General features: G+C 71.0%; 13 protein-coding genes. 5 read left to right on the top strand and 8 right to left on the bottom strand.

The genetic code is table 11. The features are described from left to right. The first annotated feature begins 107 nt into the window (after positions 1-107). The gene (gene gltB, locus ACGFWE_RS09570) at positions 108-4,715 is read left to right on the top strand and encodes a glutamate synthase large subunit (protein ID WP_393599119.1); all 4,608 of its coding nucleotides are present in this window, start codon (positions 108-110) and stop codon (positions 4,713-4,715) included. Then, positions 4,708-6,168, top strand: a complete 1,461-nt coding sequence (locus ACGFWE_RS09565) for a glutamate synthase subunit beta (RefSeq protein ID WP_352382783.1) — start codon at positions 4,708-4,710, stop codon at positions 6,166-6,168. Before gltB ends, ACGFWE_RS09565 begins: the two co-directional genes overlap by 8 nt. 102 nt (positions 6,169-6,270) lie before the next feature. Here the strand turns inward: ACGFWE_RS09565 and ACGFWE_RS09560 are convergent, their stop codons facing one another. From ACGFWE_RS09560 to ACGFWE_RS09545, 4 genes are all read right to left on the bottom strand, one after another. After that, positions 6,271-7,212, bottom strand: coding sequence for a chitosanase (locus ACGFWE_RS09560; protein WP_393599118.1), 942 nt, complete (start codon positions 7,210-7,212; stop codon positions 6,271-6,273). Next, positions 7,209-8,126 carry a rhomboid family intramembrane serine protease gene (locus ACGFWE_RS09555; protein ID WP_393599116.1) on the bottom strand — a complete coding sequence of 306 codons (918 nt, stop codon included), beginning with the start codon at positions 8,124-8,126 and terminating at the stop codon, positions 7,209-7,211. Before ACGFWE_RS09555 ends, ACGFWE_RS09560 begins: the two co-directional genes overlap by 4 nt. 145 nt (positions 8,127-8,271) lie before the next feature. Next, the gene (locus ACGFWE_RS09550; protein ID WP_393599114.1) at positions 8,272-9,237 is read right to left on the bottom strand and encodes an acyl-CoA dehydrogenase family protein; all 966 of its coding nucleotides are present in this window, start codon (positions 9,235-9,237) and stop codon (positions 8,272-8,274) included. Beyond that, positions 9,237-10,376, bottom strand: a complete 1,140-nt coding sequence (locus tag ACGFWE_RS09545; protein WP_393599112.1) for an acyl-CoA dehydrogenase family protein — start codon at positions 10,374-10,376, stop codon at positions 9,237-9,239. The genes ACGFWE_RS09550 and ACGFWE_RS09545 overlap by 1 nt, the downstream gene beginning before the upstream one ends. A 48-nt stretch (positions 10,377-10,424) precedes the next feature. On the opposite strand from ACGFWE_RS09545, the gene ACGFWE_RS09540 reads away from it, so the two are divergent. From ACGFWE_RS09540 to ACGFWE_RS09530, 3 genes are read left to right on the top strand one after another with little or no spacing between them, the layout of a single operon-like run. Continuing rightward, positions 10,425-11,210 carry an SDR family oxidoreductase gene (locus tag ACGFWE_RS09540; protein ID WP_352382773.1) on the top strand — a complete coding sequence of 262 codons (786 nt, stop codon included), beginning with the start codon at positions 10,425-10,427 and terminating at the stop codon, positions 11,208-11,210. Between the two features lie 15 nt (positions 11,211-11,225). Continuing rightward, positions 11,226-11,849: a TetR/AcrR family transcriptional regulator gene (locus ACGFWE_RS09535; protein WP_352382771.1), complete on the top strand. Its 624-nt coding sequence runs from the start codon at positions 11,226-11,228 to the stop codon at positions 11,847-11,849. Between the two features lie 17 nt (positions 11,850-11,866). Next, a complete protein-coding gene (locus ACGFWE_RS09530; RefSeq protein ID WP_352382769.1) occupies positions 11,867-13,024 on the top strand; it encodes an acetyl-CoA C-acetyltransferase in 1,158 nt (385 codons plus the stop codon). Between the two features lie 141 nt (positions 13,025-13,165). Here the strand turns inward: ACGFWE_RS09530 and ACGFWE_RS09525 are convergent, their stop codons facing one another. Genes ACGFWE_RS09525 through ACGFWE_RS09510 form a run of 4 tightly spaced genes read right to left on the bottom strand, consistent with a single transcriptional unit; the run spans position 13,166 to position 16,473 of the window. After that, positions 13,166-14,215, bottom strand: a complete 1,050-nt coding sequence (locus ACGFWE_RS09525; RefSeq protein ID WP_393599109.1) for an NAD(P)H-dependent flavin oxidoreductase — start codon at positions 14,213-14,215, stop codon at positions 13,166-13,168. Beyond that, on the bottom strand, positions 14,215-14,931 hold the full coding sequence (locus ACGFWE_RS09520) for a CoA-transferase subunit beta (protein WP_393599107.1): 717 nt from the start codon (positions 14,929-14,931) through the stop codon (positions 14,215-14,217). Before ACGFWE_RS09520 ends, ACGFWE_RS09525 begins: the two co-directional genes overlap by 1 nt. Then, positions 14,912-15,733 (bottom strand): CoA transferase subunit A, encoded by an 822-nt coding sequence (locus ACGFWE_RS09515; protein ID WP_393599105.1) that lies wholly within the window; start codon positions 15,731-15,733, stop codon positions 14,912-14,914. Before ACGFWE_RS09515 ends, ACGFWE_RS09520 begins: the two co-directional genes overlap by 20 nt. Next, positions 15,730-16,473 carry an enoyl-CoA hydratase family protein gene (locus ACGFWE_RS09510; RefSeq protein ID WP_393599103.1) on the bottom strand — a complete coding sequence of 248 codons (744 nt, stop codon included), beginning with the start codon at positions 16,471-16,473 and terminating at the stop codon, positions 15,730-15,732. Before ACGFWE_RS09510 ends, ACGFWE_RS09515 begins: the two co-directional genes overlap by 4 nt. Positions 16,474-16,492: the final 19 nt, after the last annotated feature.

Below are 16,492 nucleotides of genomic sequence, written 5' to 3'. Positions count from 1 at the left end.
CGAGATCCGCTCCATCATGTAACCTGCACGAAATTTTGCACACACGCAGAGGGCCAACGTCGTCCCTCGGCAATTGCATATGCCAGTTGACGACGACGGGAGAGCCGATGCGTACGCCGCGCCAGCCGTCCCAGCACTCCACGAATGGCCAGAAGTGGTCCTTCATGGATGCTCGCCCTGCTGCGCAGGGTATGTACGACCCCCGCAACGAGCGCGACGCCTGTGGCGTCGGCTTCGTGGCCACCCTCACCGGCGAGGCGAGCCACGCGCTGGTCGAGCAGGCGCTCACGGTTCTGCGCAACCTGGAGCACCGAGGTGCCACCGGCGCCGAGCCCGACTCGGGTGACGGCGCGGGCATCCTGTCCCAGGTTCCGGACGCCTTCTTCCGTGAGGTCGTCGGCTTCGAGCTGCCGACGGCCGGCGGGTACGCCGTGGGTACCGCCTTCCTGCCGGAGGACGGTATCGAGGACGCCGTCTCGAAGATCGAGACGATCGCCGCCGAGGAGGGCCTCACCGTTCTCGGCTGGCGCGAGGTCCCGGTCGCCCCCGGGCTGCTCGGCGCCACCGCCCGCTCGACGATGCCCGCCTTCCGCCAGGTCTTCGTGACCGACGGCGCCGCAGTGCCTTCCACGGGTATCGACCTCGACCGCAAGGCCTTCGTGCTGCGCAAGCGCGCCGAGCGTGAGGTCGACGTCTACTTCCCCTCGCTGTCCGCGCGGACCATCGTCTACAAGGGCATGCTGACCACCGGTCAGCTGGAGCCCTTCTTCCCGGACCTGTCCGACCGCCGCTTCGCCTCCGCGATCGCGCTCGTGCACTCCCGGTTCTCCACGAACACCTTCCCCTCGTGGCCGCTCGCACACCCGTACCGCTTCGTCGCGCACAACGGTGAGATCAACACCGTCAAGGGCAACCGCAACTGGATGGCGGCCCGCGAATCGCAGCTGGTCTCCGACCTGTTCGGCAACGACAGCAAGGCCCTCGAGCGCGTCTTCCCGATCTGTACGCCGGACGCCTCCGACTCGGCGTCCTTCGACGAGGTCCTCGAACTCCTGCACCTGGGCGGCCGTTCGCTGCCGCACTCCGTGCTGATGATGATCCCGGAGGCGTGGGAGAACCACGACTCCATGGAGCCGGCCCGCCGCGCCTTCTACCAGTTCCACTCCAACCTGATGGAGCCCTGGGACGGTCCGGCCTGTGTCACCTTCACCGACGGCAAGCAGGTCGGCGCGGTCCTCGACCGCAACGGCCTCCGCCCCGGCCGCTACTGGGTCACCGACGACGGCCTCGTCGTCCTCGGCTCCGAGGTCGGCGTCCTCGACATCGACCCCGCCAAGGTGGTCCGCAAGGGCCGTCTGCAGCCCGGCCGGATGTTCCTCGTCGACACCGTCGAGCACCGCATCATCGAGGACGACGAGATCAAGGCCGGCCTGGCCACCGAGCAGCCGTACGCGGAGTGGCTGGAGGCCGGCGAGATCGAGCTCGGCGACCTGCCCGAGCGCGAGCACATCGTGCACACCCACGCCTCGGTCACCCGCCGCCAGCAGACCTTCGGCTACACCGAGGAAGAGCTGCGCATCCTCCTCGCGCCGATGGCCAAGGCCGCTGCCGAGCCGATCGGTTCGATGGGCACCGACTCGCCGATCGCCGCACTGAGCGAGCGTCCGCGTCTGCTCTTCGACTACTTCACCCAGTTGTTCGCACAGGTCACCAACCCGCCGCTGGACGCGATCCGCGAGGAGCTCGTCACCTCGCTGCGCTCGGCCCTCGGCCCGCAGGGCAACCTGCTCGACCCGAGCGCCGCCTCCTGCCGCTCCGTCGTGCTGCCCTTCCCGGTGATCGACAACGACGAGCTGGCCAAGCTCATCCACATCAACGCCGACGGCGACATGCCCGGCTTCAAGGCCGCGACGCTCTCCGGCCTGTACCGGGTCTCCGGCGGCGGCGACTCCCTCGCCGCGCGCATCGAGGAGATCTGCACCGAGGCCGACGCCGCCATCGCCAACGGCGCCCGGCTGATCGTCCTCTCCGACCGGCACTCCGACGCCGAGCACGCGCCGATCCCGTCGCTGCTGCTCACCGCGGCCGTCCACCACCACCTCATCCGCACCAAGCAGCGCACCCAGGTGGGCCTGCTGGTCGAGGCCGGTGACGTCCGCGAGGTCCACCACGTCGCCCTGCTGATCGGCTTCGGCGCCGCGGCCGTGAACCCGTACCTCGCCATGGAGTCCGTCGAGGACCTGGTCCGCGCGGGCACCTTCCTGTCGGACATCGAGGCCGAGCAGGCCATCCGCAACCTGATCTACGCCCTGGGCAAGGGCGTCCTCAAGGTCATGTCGAAGATGGGCATCTCGACCGTCGCCTCCTACCGCGGCGCCCAGGTCTTCGAGGCCGTCGGTCTCGAAGAGGGCTTCGTGCAGAAGTACTTCAGCGGTACGGCCTCCAAGATCGGCGGCGTCGGCATCGACGTCATCGCCCAGGAGGTCGCCGCCCGGCACGCCAAGGCGTACCCGGCGAGCGGCATCGCGCCGGCCCACCGTGCCCTGGAGATAGGCGGCGAGTACCAGTGGCGCCGCGAGGGCGAGCCGCACCTGTTCGACCCGGAGACGGTCTTCCGCCTCCAGCACTCGACGCGCGCGAACCGCTACGACATCTTCAAGAAGTACACGGACCGCGTGAACGAGCAGTCCGAGCGGCTGATGACGCTGCGCGGCCTGTTCGGCTTCAAGTCGGACCGGCAGCCGATCTCCGTGGACGAGGTCGAGCCGGTCTCCGAGATCGTCAAGCGCTTCTCCACCGGCGCCATGTCGTACGGCTCCATCTCCAAGGAGGCGCACGAGACCCTCGCCATCGCCATGAACCAGCTGGGCGGCAAGTCCAACACCGGTGAAGGCGGCGAGGACGCGGACCGGCTGTACGACCCGGCGCGGCGTTCGTCGATCAAGCAGGTCGCCTCCGGCCGCTTCGGTGTGACCTCCGAGTACCTGGTCAACGCGGACGACATCCAGATCAAGATGGCCCAGGGCGCCAAGCCCGGCGAGGGCGGCCAGCTGCCCGGCCACAAGGTGTACCCGTGGGTCGCCAAGACCCGGCACTCCACCCCGGGTGTCGGTCTGATCTCCCCGCCGCCGCACCACGACATCTACTCGATCGAGGACCTGGCCCAGCTGATCCACGACCTGAAGAACGCGAACCCGCAGGCGCGGATTCACGTCAAGCTGGTCTCCGAGGTCGGCGTCGGCACGGTCGCGGCGGGTGTGTCCAAGGCCCACGCGGACGTCGTCCTGATCTCCGGTCACGACGGTGGCACCGGTGCCTCCCCGCTGACCTCCCTCAAGCACGCGGGCGGCCCCTGGGAGCTCGGTCTCGCCGAGACCCAGCAGACCCTGCTGCTCAACGGGCTGCGCGACCGGATCGTCGTCCAGACCGACGGCCAGCTCAAGACCGGCCGTGACGTCGTCATCGCCGCGCTGCTCGGCGCCGAGGAGTTCGGTTTCGCGACCGCTCCGCTCGTCGTCTCCGGCTGCGTCATGATGCGCGTCTGCCACCTGGACACCTGCCCGGTCGGCATCGCCACCCAGAACCCGGTGCTCCGCGACCGGTTCACGGGCAAGGCCGAGTACGTCGTGAACTTCTTCAAGTTCATCGCCGAAGAGGTCCGCGAGATCCTCGCCGAGCTGGGCTTCCGCTCCATCGAGGAGGCCGTCGGCCACGCCGAGACGCTCGACGTCGAGCGGGCCGTCAACCACTGGAAGGCGCAGGGCCTGGACCTGTCCCCGCTCTTCTACGTGCCCGAGCTGCCCGAGGGCACCCCGCTGCACCAGGTCATCGAGCAGGACCACGGTCTGCAGAAGGCGCTCGACAACGAGCTCATCAAGCTCGCCGCCGACGCCCTGGCCGCCGACTCGGCGACCGACGCCCAGCCGGTGCGCGCCCAGGTCGCCATCCGCAACATCAACCGCACGGTCGGCACCATGCTCGGCCACGAGGTGACGAAGAAGTTCGGCGGTGCGGGCCTGCCCGACGACACCATCGACATCACCTTCACCGGCTCGGCCGGCCAGTCCTTCGGTGCCTTCCTGCCGCGCGGTGTCACGCTGCGCCTGGAGGGCGACGCCAACGACTACGTCGGCAAGGGCCTCTCCGGTGGCCGCGTGATCGTCCGCCCGGACCGGAGCGCCGACCACCTCGCCGAGTTCTCGACGATCGCCGGCAACACCATCGCCTACGGCGCGACCGGCGGAGAACTGTTCCTGCGCGGTCGTACCGGTGAGCGGTTCTGTGTCCGCAACTCCGGCGCGCTGGTCGTCTCGGAGGGCGTGGGCGACCACGGCTGCGAGTACATGACCGGCGGTCACGCGGTGGTCCTCGGTGAGACGGGCCGCAACTTCGCGGCCGGCATGTCCGGCGGTGTCGCCTACGTGATCGACCTCGACCGGGACAACGTCAATGTCGGCAACGTGAACGCCGTGGAGGCGCTCGACGACGCCGACAAGCAGTGGCTGCACGACGTGGTGCGCCGCCACCAGGAGGAGACCGGATCCACGGTCGCCGAGAAGCTCCTGGCCGAGTGGGACACCGCGGTCGAGCGCTTCAGCAAGATCATCCCCAGTACGTACAAGGCAGTGCTCGCCGCCAAGGACGCCGCCGAGCAGGCGGGACTCTCCGAGTCCGAGATCACCGAGAAGATGATGGAGGCGGCGATCAATGGCTGACCCGAAGGGCTTCCTGAACCACGGGCGCGAGGTCGCCAAGTCCCGCCCCGTCGACGTACGGCTGAAGGACTGGAACGAGGTCTACGTCCCCGGCTCCCTGCTGCCGATCATCAGCAAGCAGGCCAGCCGCTGCATGGACTGCGGCATCCCCTTCTGTCACAACGGCTGTCCGCTCGGGAACCTCATCCCCGAGTGGAACGACTTCGCCTACCGCGAGGACTGGTCCGCCGCCTCCGAGCGGCTGCACGCGACCAACAACTTCCCGGAGTTCACCGGTCGTCTGTGCCCCGCTCCCTGCGAGTCGGCGTGTGTGCTCGGCATCAACCAGCCGCCGGTCACCATCAAGAACGTCGAGGTCTCGATCATCGACAAGGCGTGGGACAGCGGCGATGTCGCGCCGCAGGCCCCCGAGCGCCTGTCCGGCAAGACCGTCGCGGTCATCGGGTCCGGCCCCGCCGGTCTCGCCGCCGCGCAGCAGCTCACCCGGGCCGGTCACACCGTCGCCGTCTACGAGCGCGCGGACCGCGTCGGAGGCCTCCTCCGGTACGGCATTCCCGAGTTCAAGATGGAGAAGCGGCACATCAACCGCCGTATCGAGCAGATGCGCGCGGAGGGCACCCGCTTCCGTACCGGCATCGAGATCGGCCGCGACCTCCGGGCGACCGACCTGAAGAAGCGGTACGACGCGATCGTCATCGCCGCCGGTGCCACGACCGCCCGTGACCTGCCGGTCCCCGGCCGCGAGCTCAAGGGCATCCACCAGGCCATGGAGTACCTGCCGCTGGCCAACAAGGTGCAGGAGGGCGACTACGTGGCGCCCCCCATCACGGCCGAGGGCAAGCACGTCATCGTCATCGGCGGTGGCGACACCGGCGCCGACTGCGTGGGCACCGCCCACCGCCAGGGCGCGGCCTCGGTGACCCAGCTGGAGATCATGCCGAGGCCCGGCGAGGACCGTGCCCCGCACCAGCCGTGGCCGACCTTCCCGATGCTCTACAAGGTCACCTCCGCGCACGAGGAGGGCGGTGAGCGGGTCTACTCCGTCAACACCACCCACTTCGAGGGCGACGAGGACGGCAACGTCCAGTGGCTGCACCTCACCGAGGTCGAGTTCGTCGACGGCAAGCTGACCCCGAAGCCGGGCACGGAGCGCAAGATCCCCGCCCAGCTGGTCACCCTCGCGATGGGCTTCACCGGCACCGACCGGGAGAACGGCCTGGTCGAGCAGTTCGGCCTGGAGCTCGACGAGCGCGGCAACATCGCCCGTGACGAGGACTTCCAGACCAACGTGCCGGGTGTCTTCGTCGCCGGTGACGCGGGCCGTGGTCAGTCGCTCATCGTGTGGGCGATCGCCGAGGGCCGCTCGGCCGCCCGCGGCTGCGACCGCTTCCTGACCGGTGCGAGCGAGCTGCCGGCGCCGATCCGGCCGACGGACCGTTCGCTGATGGTCTGACGGTCACAGAAAACGTCCCGTACAAAGGCGTACGGAACGCTGACGGCGCCTGCCCTCCACGTCCCCGACCGGACCGGATGGCAGGCGCCGTCGCATGTCGTCCTACGGCACCTTGTACGTCTCCCCGTACACCTGCCACTCCAGCGGTGTCCTGAGGTCCAGGTTCCCCTCGTCCAGGAAGCGTCGTTGCGCGGTGTCGACGCGGGTGGTGTCGATGTCCGGGTCGCGGGTTCGCATGGCGTCCTCGCGGAGGTCGAGGAAGGTGTCCAGGTAGGCCTTCTCCGAGCCGCCCTCGGTCGGGCTGTCGGACTTCTCCAGGGCGCGTGCGCGCAGGCCGTAGAAGCCGGTGGGGCTGGTGCCGGGGCCGTGGAAGACCATGGCGTCGTAGTAGACGAACTGGCCGAGCGTGCCGAGACCGTCGAGTTTGGCGAGCCGGACCGCGGGGGCGAAGTAGACGCGGTCGCGGGCCGTGTCCTGGGCCTTCCGGAAGGCCGGGACCTCGGCTTCCGCCTTCCACGCGGCCGTGAAACCGGGGTCCAGGCCCTCGTGGGAGTCTGTGCCGTCGACCGCGCGCAGGGCCGGGAGGTAGGTCGCGAGGCCGTTGTCCGGGTGGGCCTTCGTGTAGCCCTTGACGAGCGTGAGCAGGTCGTTGGTGCCTGTGCAGAAGCCGATGATGCCGGCCGTGTAGCCCTGGCCGTCATCGATGTCCTCGATGTAGGAGTAGGCGCTGCGCCAGTCGAGCGTGGAGTTCTCGGCGCTCGCCACGAGCTGCTGCGCGAGTTCCTTCTCGGCGGGGGCGTCCAGTCCGGCCGGCAGGCCGGCGAGGGCCTCTTGGACCTCCGCGCTCCCGGCCCCCTCGGACCGCTCGGCCCAGGCCTTGGCTCCCTCGGCGCCCTTGGCGTCCTGGGCCGCCTGCGACCGGTAGGCGGCGGAGAGGTCGGGCCCCGCGCCTTCCGCGCCGGCGTCCTCGGGCGCGAGGAGGTAGACCGACGCCGTGACGAGCACGGGGACGGCCGCGAGGAGCAGCGCGCGGACCCGTTTCACTGAACTCCCGTCAGTTCGGTGACCTTGGCCCAAGTACACACCAGGAGCACCGCCAGCAGTACGGCGCACACTCCCGCCTGCACCAGGGCGCGACGGTTGTCCCGGGGGGCGTACGCGTAGGCGAGGGTGACGAGGGCTCCGGCGAGCAGGCCGCCGAGGTGGCCCTGCCAGGACGTGAGCCACGCCGACATCACCAGCCACAGCAGCAGGCCCCCCATGAAGCGGTTCACCTGGGTCATGTCGGCGCCGAGGCGGCGGGCCATCACGTAGTACGCCGCGCCGAGCCCGAAGATCGCGCCGGACGCGCCGAGCGTGGGCTGGGTGGGCGCGACCAGCAGGACGAGGACCGAGCCGCCGAGCGCCGAGAGCAGATAGAGGACGGCGTACCTGAGGCGGCCGAGCTGGACCTCCACCACCCGGCCGATGTTCCACAGCGACACCATGTTCATCACGATGTGCAGGATCCCGAACGTGCCCTCGGTGGGCGGCAGATGGAGGAACGCGCCGGTCAGCAGCCGGTACCACTCGCCGTCGGCGACACCCTCGGCGTGGAAGCCGGAGGGGTAGGTGTCCTGCCACGCGTAGTGGCCGCCGTCCGGGCCCCGCAGGCCGACGCCCAGCATCTCGAAGCGGTCCACGATCGCCGGGCGCACGAGCTCGCCGGCGTACGCGAGCACGTTGAGGCCGATCAGGATGTACGTCACCAGGGGAACGGCCGTGATCCGCCCGCCGAACACGGTCCGGGCCTGCCGTACCGACCGGGCCCCCTCCCGCACGCACTCCGGGCACTGGTGGCCGACGGCCGCCTCCCGCATGCAGTCGGGGCAGATGTACCGCTCGCAGCGGGTGCAGCGGACGTGGGACTCCACCTTGGGATGGCGATAGCAGGTGGTGACGGCGGACTCGGGTTCCACGGCCGGCTCTCCTCGGAGTGACAGGGGTGATCGTGAGCCGGTGGGGACGGCGGCGAACAAAATATCGAACGCCGGTGGGGGAGAGGAGCGGAGGGGCCGGATTCAGGTGGTCGCACACCCCGTTGGCCTCACGGAGTCCGGGAGCTCACCGGCGGCGACCGCCACTGAGGACGGTGTCGCGGCACTCGTCGGGGCTGCCCCAGGCGGTGCGCAGGGCGCGCGCCTTGGTGAGCCACAGGGACAGGTCGTACTCCGCCGTGTACCCGATCGCGCCGTGGAGCTGGAGCGCGGTACGGGCCGTCCGGTACGCCGCCTCGCACGCCGTGACCTTGGCGGCGGCGACGTCCTCCTCGGCCATCGTCAGGGCGGCGCCGAAGACCAGGGGGCGCGCGAACTCCAACGCGATCTTCACGTCGGCGAGTTGGTGTTTGACCGCCTGGAAGGAGCCTATGGGGGCGCCGAACTGGGTGCGCTGCTTGACGTAGGCCACGGTCCTGTCGAGGAGGGCGAGGCCTACGCCGAGAGCCTGGGCGGCGGTGGTGAGGCGGGCGGTGGTCAGGGCGGCCGCCGTCGGAGGGTGCGCGGTGAGCAGTTCGCCGCCGGGGTCCAGCGGGGTGAGGCGGCGGGCGGGGTCCAGCGAGGGGCGCACGGGGCCGTGGCCGGGGGCCAGGCGCAGGCCCTCGGCCGTCAGGGAGAGACGGATGCCGGCCGCCTCGCCGTCCAGGGCGTAGCCCGGGGCGCGGGCGACCGTGGCCATCGTCTCGCCCGCGGCCAGCGCCGGGAGCAGCCGCTTCGCCGGGCCCGTGTCGTCCAGTGAGGTGAGCAGTGCCGCCGCCGTCACCGTCTCCACCAGCGGGCCCGGTACCGCGTGCCGTCCCAACTCCACGAACGCCAGGGTGAGTTCCAAGGGCCGCGGTCCCAACCCCTCGTACACCTCCGGTACCGCGAGCGCGAACACCCCCGCCTCGGCGATACGGCTCCACAGCGCGCGCCCGCTCGCGTGGTCCCCCCGGCTCCAGTCCCGTACGACCGACGGGGTGTCCGCGGCCGTCAGCATCGCGTGCAGGGAGACGGCGAAGTCGCGCTGTTCGGTGTCGAGGAGGAAGTCCATCAGCGGCGGCCCTTCGGGAGGCCCAGCAGGCGTTCGGCGATGATGTCGCGCTGGATCTCGTTCGTGCCCGCGTAGATGGGGCCGGCGAGGGAGAAGACGTACCGCTCGGACCAGTCCGTGTCGGCCAACTCACCTTCCTCCCCCAGGAGATCCAGGGCCGTCTCCGTGAGCGCGATGTCGTACTCGGACCAGAAGACCTTGTTCAGGCTGGACTCGGGGCCGAGTGTGTCCCCGGCCAGGCAGCGGGCGGCGGCCGCGTAGGTGAAGAGCTGGTAGGCGCGGGCGCCGATCAGGGCGTCCGCCACGCGGGTCCGGGCCGCAGGGGGGCTGCCCTGGGCCTGCCACAGCGCGCACAGCCGGTCGGCGGCCGCCAGGAAACGGCCCGGTGAGCGCAGCATCAGCCCCCGTTCGTTGCCCGCCGCCGACATCGCGATCCGCCAGCCCTGGCCGGGCTCGCCGATGACGTCCTCGTCCGGCACGAACACCTCGTCCAGGAAGAGCTCGGCGAAGGCCGGCTTCCCGTCGAGGCGGCGGATCGGGCGGACGGTGACACCGGGGGCCCGCAGGTCGAACATCAGGTAGGTCAGGCCCTGGTGGGGTCTCGGGGTGTCCGGGTCGGTGCGGAAGAGCCCGAAGGCACGGTCCGCGAAGGCGGCCCGGGAGGACCAGGTCTTCAGCCCGCTGAGCAGCCAGCCCCCGTCCGTGCGCACGCCCCTGGACTTCAGGGACGCCAGGTCCGAGCCCGCCTCCGGCTCCGACCAGGCCTGCGCCCAGATCACCTCACCGGTGGCCATCGGCGGCAGCACGCGCGCGCGTTGTTCCGGTGTGCCGTGGTCGAAGAGGGTCGGGGCGAGCAGGCTGACGCCGTTCTGGCCCACCCGTCCGGGCGCACCGGCCGCGTAGTACTCCTCCTCGAAGACCAGCCAGCGGATCAGCCCGCAGTCCCGGCCGCCGTACCGGACGGGCCAGTTGACCACCGACCAGCGGTCCGCCGCGAGCTCCGCCTCCCACGCGCGATGGGCCGCGAAGCCCTCCCGGGTCTCCAGGGAGGGCAGCGGACAGGCGGGCACATGCGCGCGCAGCCACGCGCGGGCCTCGGCGCGGAAGGCCTCTTCCTCCTGCGTGAACCCCAGATCCATGGACACCCGTCCTTCCCTAACAAGTGTTTGGTAGGTTAGCGTGGCGCTATGACAGGCGTCGAGAGTCCGGTGTACGAACCGGGGCACGGGCTGCTGAAGGGACGCACCGCCGTCATCACCGCCGCCGCCGGCGCGGGCATCGGCGGGGCGACCGCGCGCCGCTTCCTGGAGGAGGGCGCGCGCGTCCTGATCAGCGACGCGCACGCGAGGCGGCTGAAGGAGTACGAGGCCGAGCTGGGGCGGGAGTTCCCGGGAGCGGTGACCGCCGTACCGTGTGACGTCACCGACGAGGCACAGGTGCGCGCGTTGTTCGACGCGGCCGTGGAGGAGCACGGCCGGCTGGACGTCGTCGTCAACAACGCGGGCCTCGGGGGCACTTCCTCCCTCGCCGACATGACCGACGAGCAGTGGACCCGCGTCCTGGACGTCACGTTGAACGGCACCTTCCGGTGCACCAGGGCCGCCCTGCGGCTGATGCGGGACGCACGCGCGGGCGTGATCGTCAACAACGCCTCCGTCGTCGGCTGGCGCGCCCAGGCCGGACAGGCGCACTACGCCGCCGCGAAGGCGGGAGTCATGGCCCTGACCCGGTGCGCGGCGGTGGAGGCCGCCGAGTACGGCGTACGCGTCAACGCGGTCTCCCCGAGCCTCGCCATGCACCCGCACCTGGTGAAGGTGACCTCGGCCGAGCTGCTGGAGGAACTGACCGCGCGGGAGGCCTTCGGGCGGTACGCCGAACCCTGGGAGGTGGCCAACGTGATCGTGTTCCTGGCGTCCGGCTACTCCTCGTACATGACAGGCGAGGTCGTCGCCGTCAGCAGCCAGCACGCATAGGACGACAATGACTCCGTGCCGACCAAGCCGACCAAGAAGAAGCCCCAGGTGAGCGCCGCCGCGCCCGCGCGCCGTCGTGAACTCCTCGACACCGCCGCCGAGGTCTTCGCCGAACAGGGCTACAACGCCACGACCGTACGCAAGATCGCGGACCACGCGGGCATGCTCGCGGGCAGCCTCTACTACCACTTCGACTCCAAGGAATCGATGCTGGAGGAGATCCTGCGGACCTTCCTCGACGAGCTCTGGGGCGGCTACGACGCCGTCCTGGGCGCCGAACTCGGCCCGCGCGAGACGCTGGAGGCCCTGGTCACCGAGTCGTTCCGGGAGATCGACCGGCACCGCGCGGCCGTCGCGATCTACCAGAAGGAGAGCAGGCAACTGGTGGCGCAGGAGCGGTTCGCGTTCCTCGCCGACTCGCAGCGCAGGTTCGAGAAGGCCTGGCTGTCCACGCTGGAGCGCGGGGTCGCGGCCGAGGTGTTCCGGGCCGACCTCGACGTACGGCTGACCTACCGGTTCGTGCGCGACACCGTGTGGGTCGCCGCGTCCTGGTACCGGCCCGGCGGACAGCACAGCCCGGAGGAGATCGCCCGGCAGTACCTGTCGATGGTGCTGGACGGGATCGCCGTACGTACGTAACTCACTGGGGAGTTGCCATGGCCGAGGCCTACATCGTCGAAGCGGTCCGTACGCCCGTCGGGCGGCGCGGGGGAGGACTGAGCCAGGTCCACCCGGCCGATCTGGGTGCGCGGGTGCTGGTCGCGCTGGTGGAGCGGGCGGGGGTCGATCCGGCCGCCGTGGAGGATGTCGTCTTCGGCTGCCTGGACGCGGTCGGGCCGCAGGCCGGGGACATCGCGCGGACCTCGTGGCTCGCCGCCGGGCTGCCCGAGGAGGTGCCCGGGGTGACCGTGGACCGGCAGTGCGGGTCCTCGCAGCAGGCCGTGCACTTCGCCGCGCAGGGCGTGCTGTCCGGGACACAGGACCTGGTGGTCGCCGGCGGCGTGCAGAACATGTCGATGATCCCGATCGCCTTCGCGACCCGGCAGGCCGCCGAGCCGCTCGGGCTGACCCAGGGGCCCTTCGCGGGCAGCGAGGGGTGGCGGGCGCGGTACGGGGACCGGGCGGTGAACCAGTTCGCCGGCGCCGAGATGATCGCCGGGAAGTGGGGGATCAGCCGCGAGGACCAGGAGGAGTTCGCGCTCCGGTCCCACCGGCGGGCCCTGCGGGCCATCGACGAGGGCCGCTTCGAGCGCGAGACGGTGGCCTACGGCCCGGTCGCGGTCGACGAGGGCCCGCGCCGGGACACTTCGTTGGAGAAGATGGCCGGTCTGAAGCCGGTGATCGAGGGCGGCACCATCACCGCGGCCTGCTCCTCGCAGGTCTCCGACGGGGCGGCGGCCATGTTGCTGGCCTCGGAGCGGGCGGTGCGCGAACACGGCCTCACGCCACGCGCACGCGTGCACCACCTCTCCGTGCGCGGCGAGGACCCCATTCGCATGCTCACCGCGCCCATCCCGGCCACCGCGCACGCCCTGAAGAAGACCGGCCTCACCATCGACGACATCGACCTCGTCGAGATCAACGAGGCCTTCGCCCCGGTCGTCCTGGCCTGGTTGAAGGAGACCGGCGCGGACCCGGAGAAGGTCAACGTCAACGGCGGCGCCATCGCCCTGGGACACCCGCTGGGGGCGACGGGAGTCAAACTGATGACGACCCTGCTGCACGAACTGGAGCGCACGGGCGGCCGGTTCGGCCTCCAGACCATGTGCGAGGGCGGGGGACAGGCGAACGTGACGATCATCGAGAGGCTGTGACGACGGCAGGCCACCCGCTCCGGCGGACGGAGTCCGGCGCAGGCTCCCGAAGCCCGTGAGGCCCCCAGGGGCCGAGCGGTGCGAGGGGGCCGTCGGGGATGGTGCCGATGTGCGAGGGCGGGGGACAGGCGAACGTGACGATCATCGAGAGGCTGTGAGGCCGGTCAGGACCTCTTCCGCCTCCTTCATGATCCGCTCCACCAGTTCCGCGCACGACGGCAGGTCGTCGATCACCCCGGCGACCTGCCCGGAGGCCATGACGCCCAGGTCCGTACGGCCGTTCACCATCGCCGATCTGAGCAGCATGGGGGTGTTGGCGGCGAGGAGGACCTGGCTCCAGGTGAGGTCCTTGCCGTGGCGCGTGGCGAGGCCGTCGTGGACCAGTTGCCGCCAGGTCAGGCCGGAGAGCTCGCGGAAGGCGGCGGCGTGCCGGGCGGCCCGCAGCAGGGCGCGGGTACGGCCCGCGCGCTCCAGGGAGTCCACCAGGTCCGTGCGGAGCATGCGGTGCGGGAGGCCGTCGACCGCCCGGGTCACCGTCACGTCCCTCACCGTCGCCGCCAGATACCGCGCCTTCACCGCGTCCGGCACCGTCGAGTCCGAGGTGAGCAGGAAACGGGTCCCCATGGCGACGCCCGCCGCCCCGTACGCCAGCGCCGCGACCAGACCCCGCCCGTCGAAGAAGCCCCCCGCCGCCACGACCGGGATGTCCACCGCGTCGACCACCTGCGGCAGCAGGACCGTCGTCGCCACCTCCCCGGTGTGCCCGCCGCCCTCCCCGCCCTGCACGATCACCGCGTCCGCGCCCCAGGCCGCGACCTTCTCGGCGTGCCGCCGGGCCCCGACGGACGGGACGACGACCACCCCCGCCTCCTTGAGCGCGCCGATCAGCTCGGCGGAGGGCGCGAGGGCGAAGGACGCCACTTGCACCCCCTCGTCGATGATCACGCGCACCCGGTCACCGGCGTCCGCGGCATCCGCCCGCAGATTGACCCCGAAGGGCGCCTCGGTACGGGACCTCACCTCCCTTACCGAATCCCGGAGTTGGTCGATCGTCATGGTCGCCGAGGCCAGGATGCCCAGCGCGCCCGCGTTCGCCGTGGCGGAGACCAGGCGGGGCCCCGCCACCCACCCCATCCCGGTCTGCACGATCGGATGCCGGACCCCGACCAGCCGGGTGAGCGCCGTCTCCATCAGCCGCCGACCTCCCTGGACCGGGTGCCCTGCGGATCGATCACCTCGCGGATCAACTCGAGCTCCCGCACGGTCGGTTCGCGCGTGTACGGCACCTCGTCCGGGACCACCAGCTCGAAGCCCGTGGCCTCCCGCACCTGTGCCACGGTGACCCCCGGATGCAGCGACGCCAGCCGCATCGAGTGGTCCGGCGTCGCGAAGTCGAAGACACCCAGGTCGGAGACGACCCGGGGGATACGGTGATAAGGGGCGCCGTCCGCGTGGTCGTACCCCACCCCGCACACCATGTCGACCTTCTCCACAAAGACCCGCCGGGAGTGCCTCGGCACCCAGTAACTGGTCGGATTGTTGAGGGTGTTGACCGGCGCCCCCCGCACCCCGAGCAGCTGTCGCCTCGGCCGCGCCCAGTCGCCGATGCACGAGATGTTCTGGTTGCCGTACCGGTCGATCTGGCTCGCGCCCATCATCACGTGCCGACGGCCACTCGTGACCAGGGTCAGGTGCTGCCGGTAGGGCAGCCAGCCCTCGGGCGTGCCGTCCGGGCGGACCAGCAGGGCCTCGCCGTCGGTCAGCAGCAGGTCGGGGGAGAAGGTGAGGCGGGCGAGCCGGGCACCGACCGAGGGGATCAGGCCCATGGGGCTCGCCAGGATCTCGCCCGCGTCCCGCCAGGCCTCGGCACAGGCGATCACGCAGTACTCACTCCGGGTCGCGCTCATCAAGTCCTCCCCCGAGATGGCGTGCGGCGAACTCCGGCCAGGGCGTGGTCGCGTACTCCCGCTGTACGGCCTCGTCCCGGCCGTAGTCGGGGACGCAGGAGGTGAAGTGCGCGCCTCCCGGGGCCTCGACCACGCCGGTGACCGTGTGCCGTTTGAGCAGCAGCGACTGCGGCGGCGCCTCCTTCGTCAACTCCGCGGTGTCCACGATCCGTTCGCAGGAGACGTAAGCGGCGTCGGCCGCCTCGCAGAACAGGTCGTCGAAGTACGGGTCGGGGCCCAGACACTGGCCGTTGCCCAGCCGGTCGGCGCGGTTCACGTGCACCAGGGCGGCATCCATGGCGAGCGCGGGCATGGCCACGAACGTCTCCTGGTCGTCGTACGGCGAGGTCACCGTCCGCAGGACCGGGTTGACCCGCATGACGTCCGACCCGACGCCGGCCCGCACCGGCAGGAACGGCAGCCGGTTCGCGGCCGCGTGCAGGCCCCACATGAACATCGCCTCGTCGATCTCCATCAGCTCGAAGGCACCGGCCTCGCGGGCCGCCCGGTAGTGCGGCTCCAGGGGAATCGAGTCGAGGGTGACGAAGGCGGCGACGAGTTTGCGGATGCGTCCGGCGGCGGTGAGCATGCCGACGTCGGGGCCGCCGTACGAGACGATCGTGAGGTCGGTGATCCGTGACCGCAGCAACGCCCTGACCAGGGCCATCGGCTTGCGGCGCGAGCCCCAGCCGCCGATGCCGAGCGTCATGCCGCTGCGCAGCCGGGAGACGACCTCGTCGGCCGTCATGGTCTTGTCGCTCACTCGGCCTCCCTGCCGAACCTGTCACGGACCCGGTCGGCGACCCCGCTGACGCTCGCCTCGTAGGTGAAGCCCTGCTCGTAGCGGTAGCTGCGGCGGACGTCGACCGGGTCGATGCCGTTGATCGCTGCCTTGGCGAGGCGCAGCAGTTCGCCGTCCTTGGCGGCGATCTCACGGGCCGACTCCAGGGCCACGGCGGCGAGTTCCTCCCTCGGCACGACCTTCCACACCGCTCCGTGCCGCTGCAGTTCGGCGGCGGTGACCGTGCGGGAGGTGAAGTACAGGGCGCGCATGAGGTGCTGGGGGACCAGGCGGGCCAGGTGCGTGGCCGCGCCGAGCGCCCCCCGGTCGAGTTCGGGCAGGCCGAAAGTGGCGTCCTCGCTCGCCACGATCACATCCGCGTTGCCCACCAGGCCGATGCCCCCGCCCAGGCAGAATCCCTGCACGGCCGCCACCACGGGCACCTCGCAGTCGTACACCGCGGAAAAGGCCTCGAAGCAACCGCGGTTGGCACCCACGAGGGCGGCCGAGCCGCGCTGCTGGATCTCCTTGATGTCCACGCCCGCGTTGAAGCCCCGCCCCTCGGCCGCCAGGACCACGCACCTGACCTCCGGGTCACGGCCCGCCGCGCGCACGGCGTCGGCCAGGGCGAACCAGCCGTCCGCCGGAAGGGCGTTCACCGGCGGGAAGTCGACCCCGACCAGGACGATCCCCTTTTCCGGGGACGAGGTGGAGACACCCATGGCCGCATCAGCTACCTTT

Origin of the sequence: Streptomyces sp. NPDC048523 (assembly GCF_043199815.1) — a bacterium.
GTDB lineage: Bacteria > Actinomycetota > Actinomycetes > Streptomycetales > Streptomycetaceae > Streptomyces.
Note: the sequence above shows the minus strand (reverse complement) of the source record. Positions and strands in the feature narration are given on the sequence as shown.

What these genes read in the sequence shown, in the direction of transcription:
- ACGFWE_RS09520 (WP_393599107.1), bottom strand. Translation starts at nt 14,931, where the DNA reads ATGAGCGCGACCCGGAGTGAGTACTGCGTGATCGCCTGTGCCGAGGCC.
- ACGFWE_RS09510 (WP_393599103.1), bottom strand. Translation starts at nt 16,473, where the DNA reads ATGGGTGTCTCCACCTCGTCCCCGGAAAAGGGGATCGTCCTGGTCGGG.
- ACGFWE_RS09540 (WP_352382773.1), top strand. Translation starts at nt 10,425, where the DNA reads ATGACAGGCGTCGAGAGTCCGGTGTACGAACCGGGGCACGGGCTGCTG.
- ACGFWE_RS09550 (WP_393599114.1), bottom strand. Translation starts at nt 9,237, where the DNA reads ATGGACTTCCTCCTCGACACCGAACAGCGCGACTTCGCCGTCTCCCTG.
- gltB (WP_393599119.1), top strand. Translation starts at nt 108, where the DNA reads ATGCGTACGCCGCGCCAGCCGTCCCAGCACTCCACGAATGGCCAGAAG.
- ACGFWE_RS09545 (WP_393599112.1), bottom strand. Translation starts at nt 10,376, where the DNA reads ATGGATCTGGGGTTCACGCAGGAGGAAGAGGCCTTCCGCGCCGAGGCC.
- ACGFWE_RS09525 (WP_393599109.1), bottom strand. Translation starts at nt 14,215, where the DNA reads ATGGAGACGGCGCTCACCCGGCTGGTCGGGGTCCGGCATCCGATCGTG.
- ACGFWE_RS09530 (WP_352382769.1), top strand. Translation starts at nt 11,867, where the DNA reads ATGGCCGAGGCCTACATCGTCGAAGCGGTCCGTACGCCCGTCGGGCGG.
- ACGFWE_RS09565 (WP_352382783.1), top strand. Translation starts at nt 4,708, where the DNA reads ATGGCTGACCCGAAGGGCTTCCTGAACCACGGGCGCGAGGTCGCCAAG.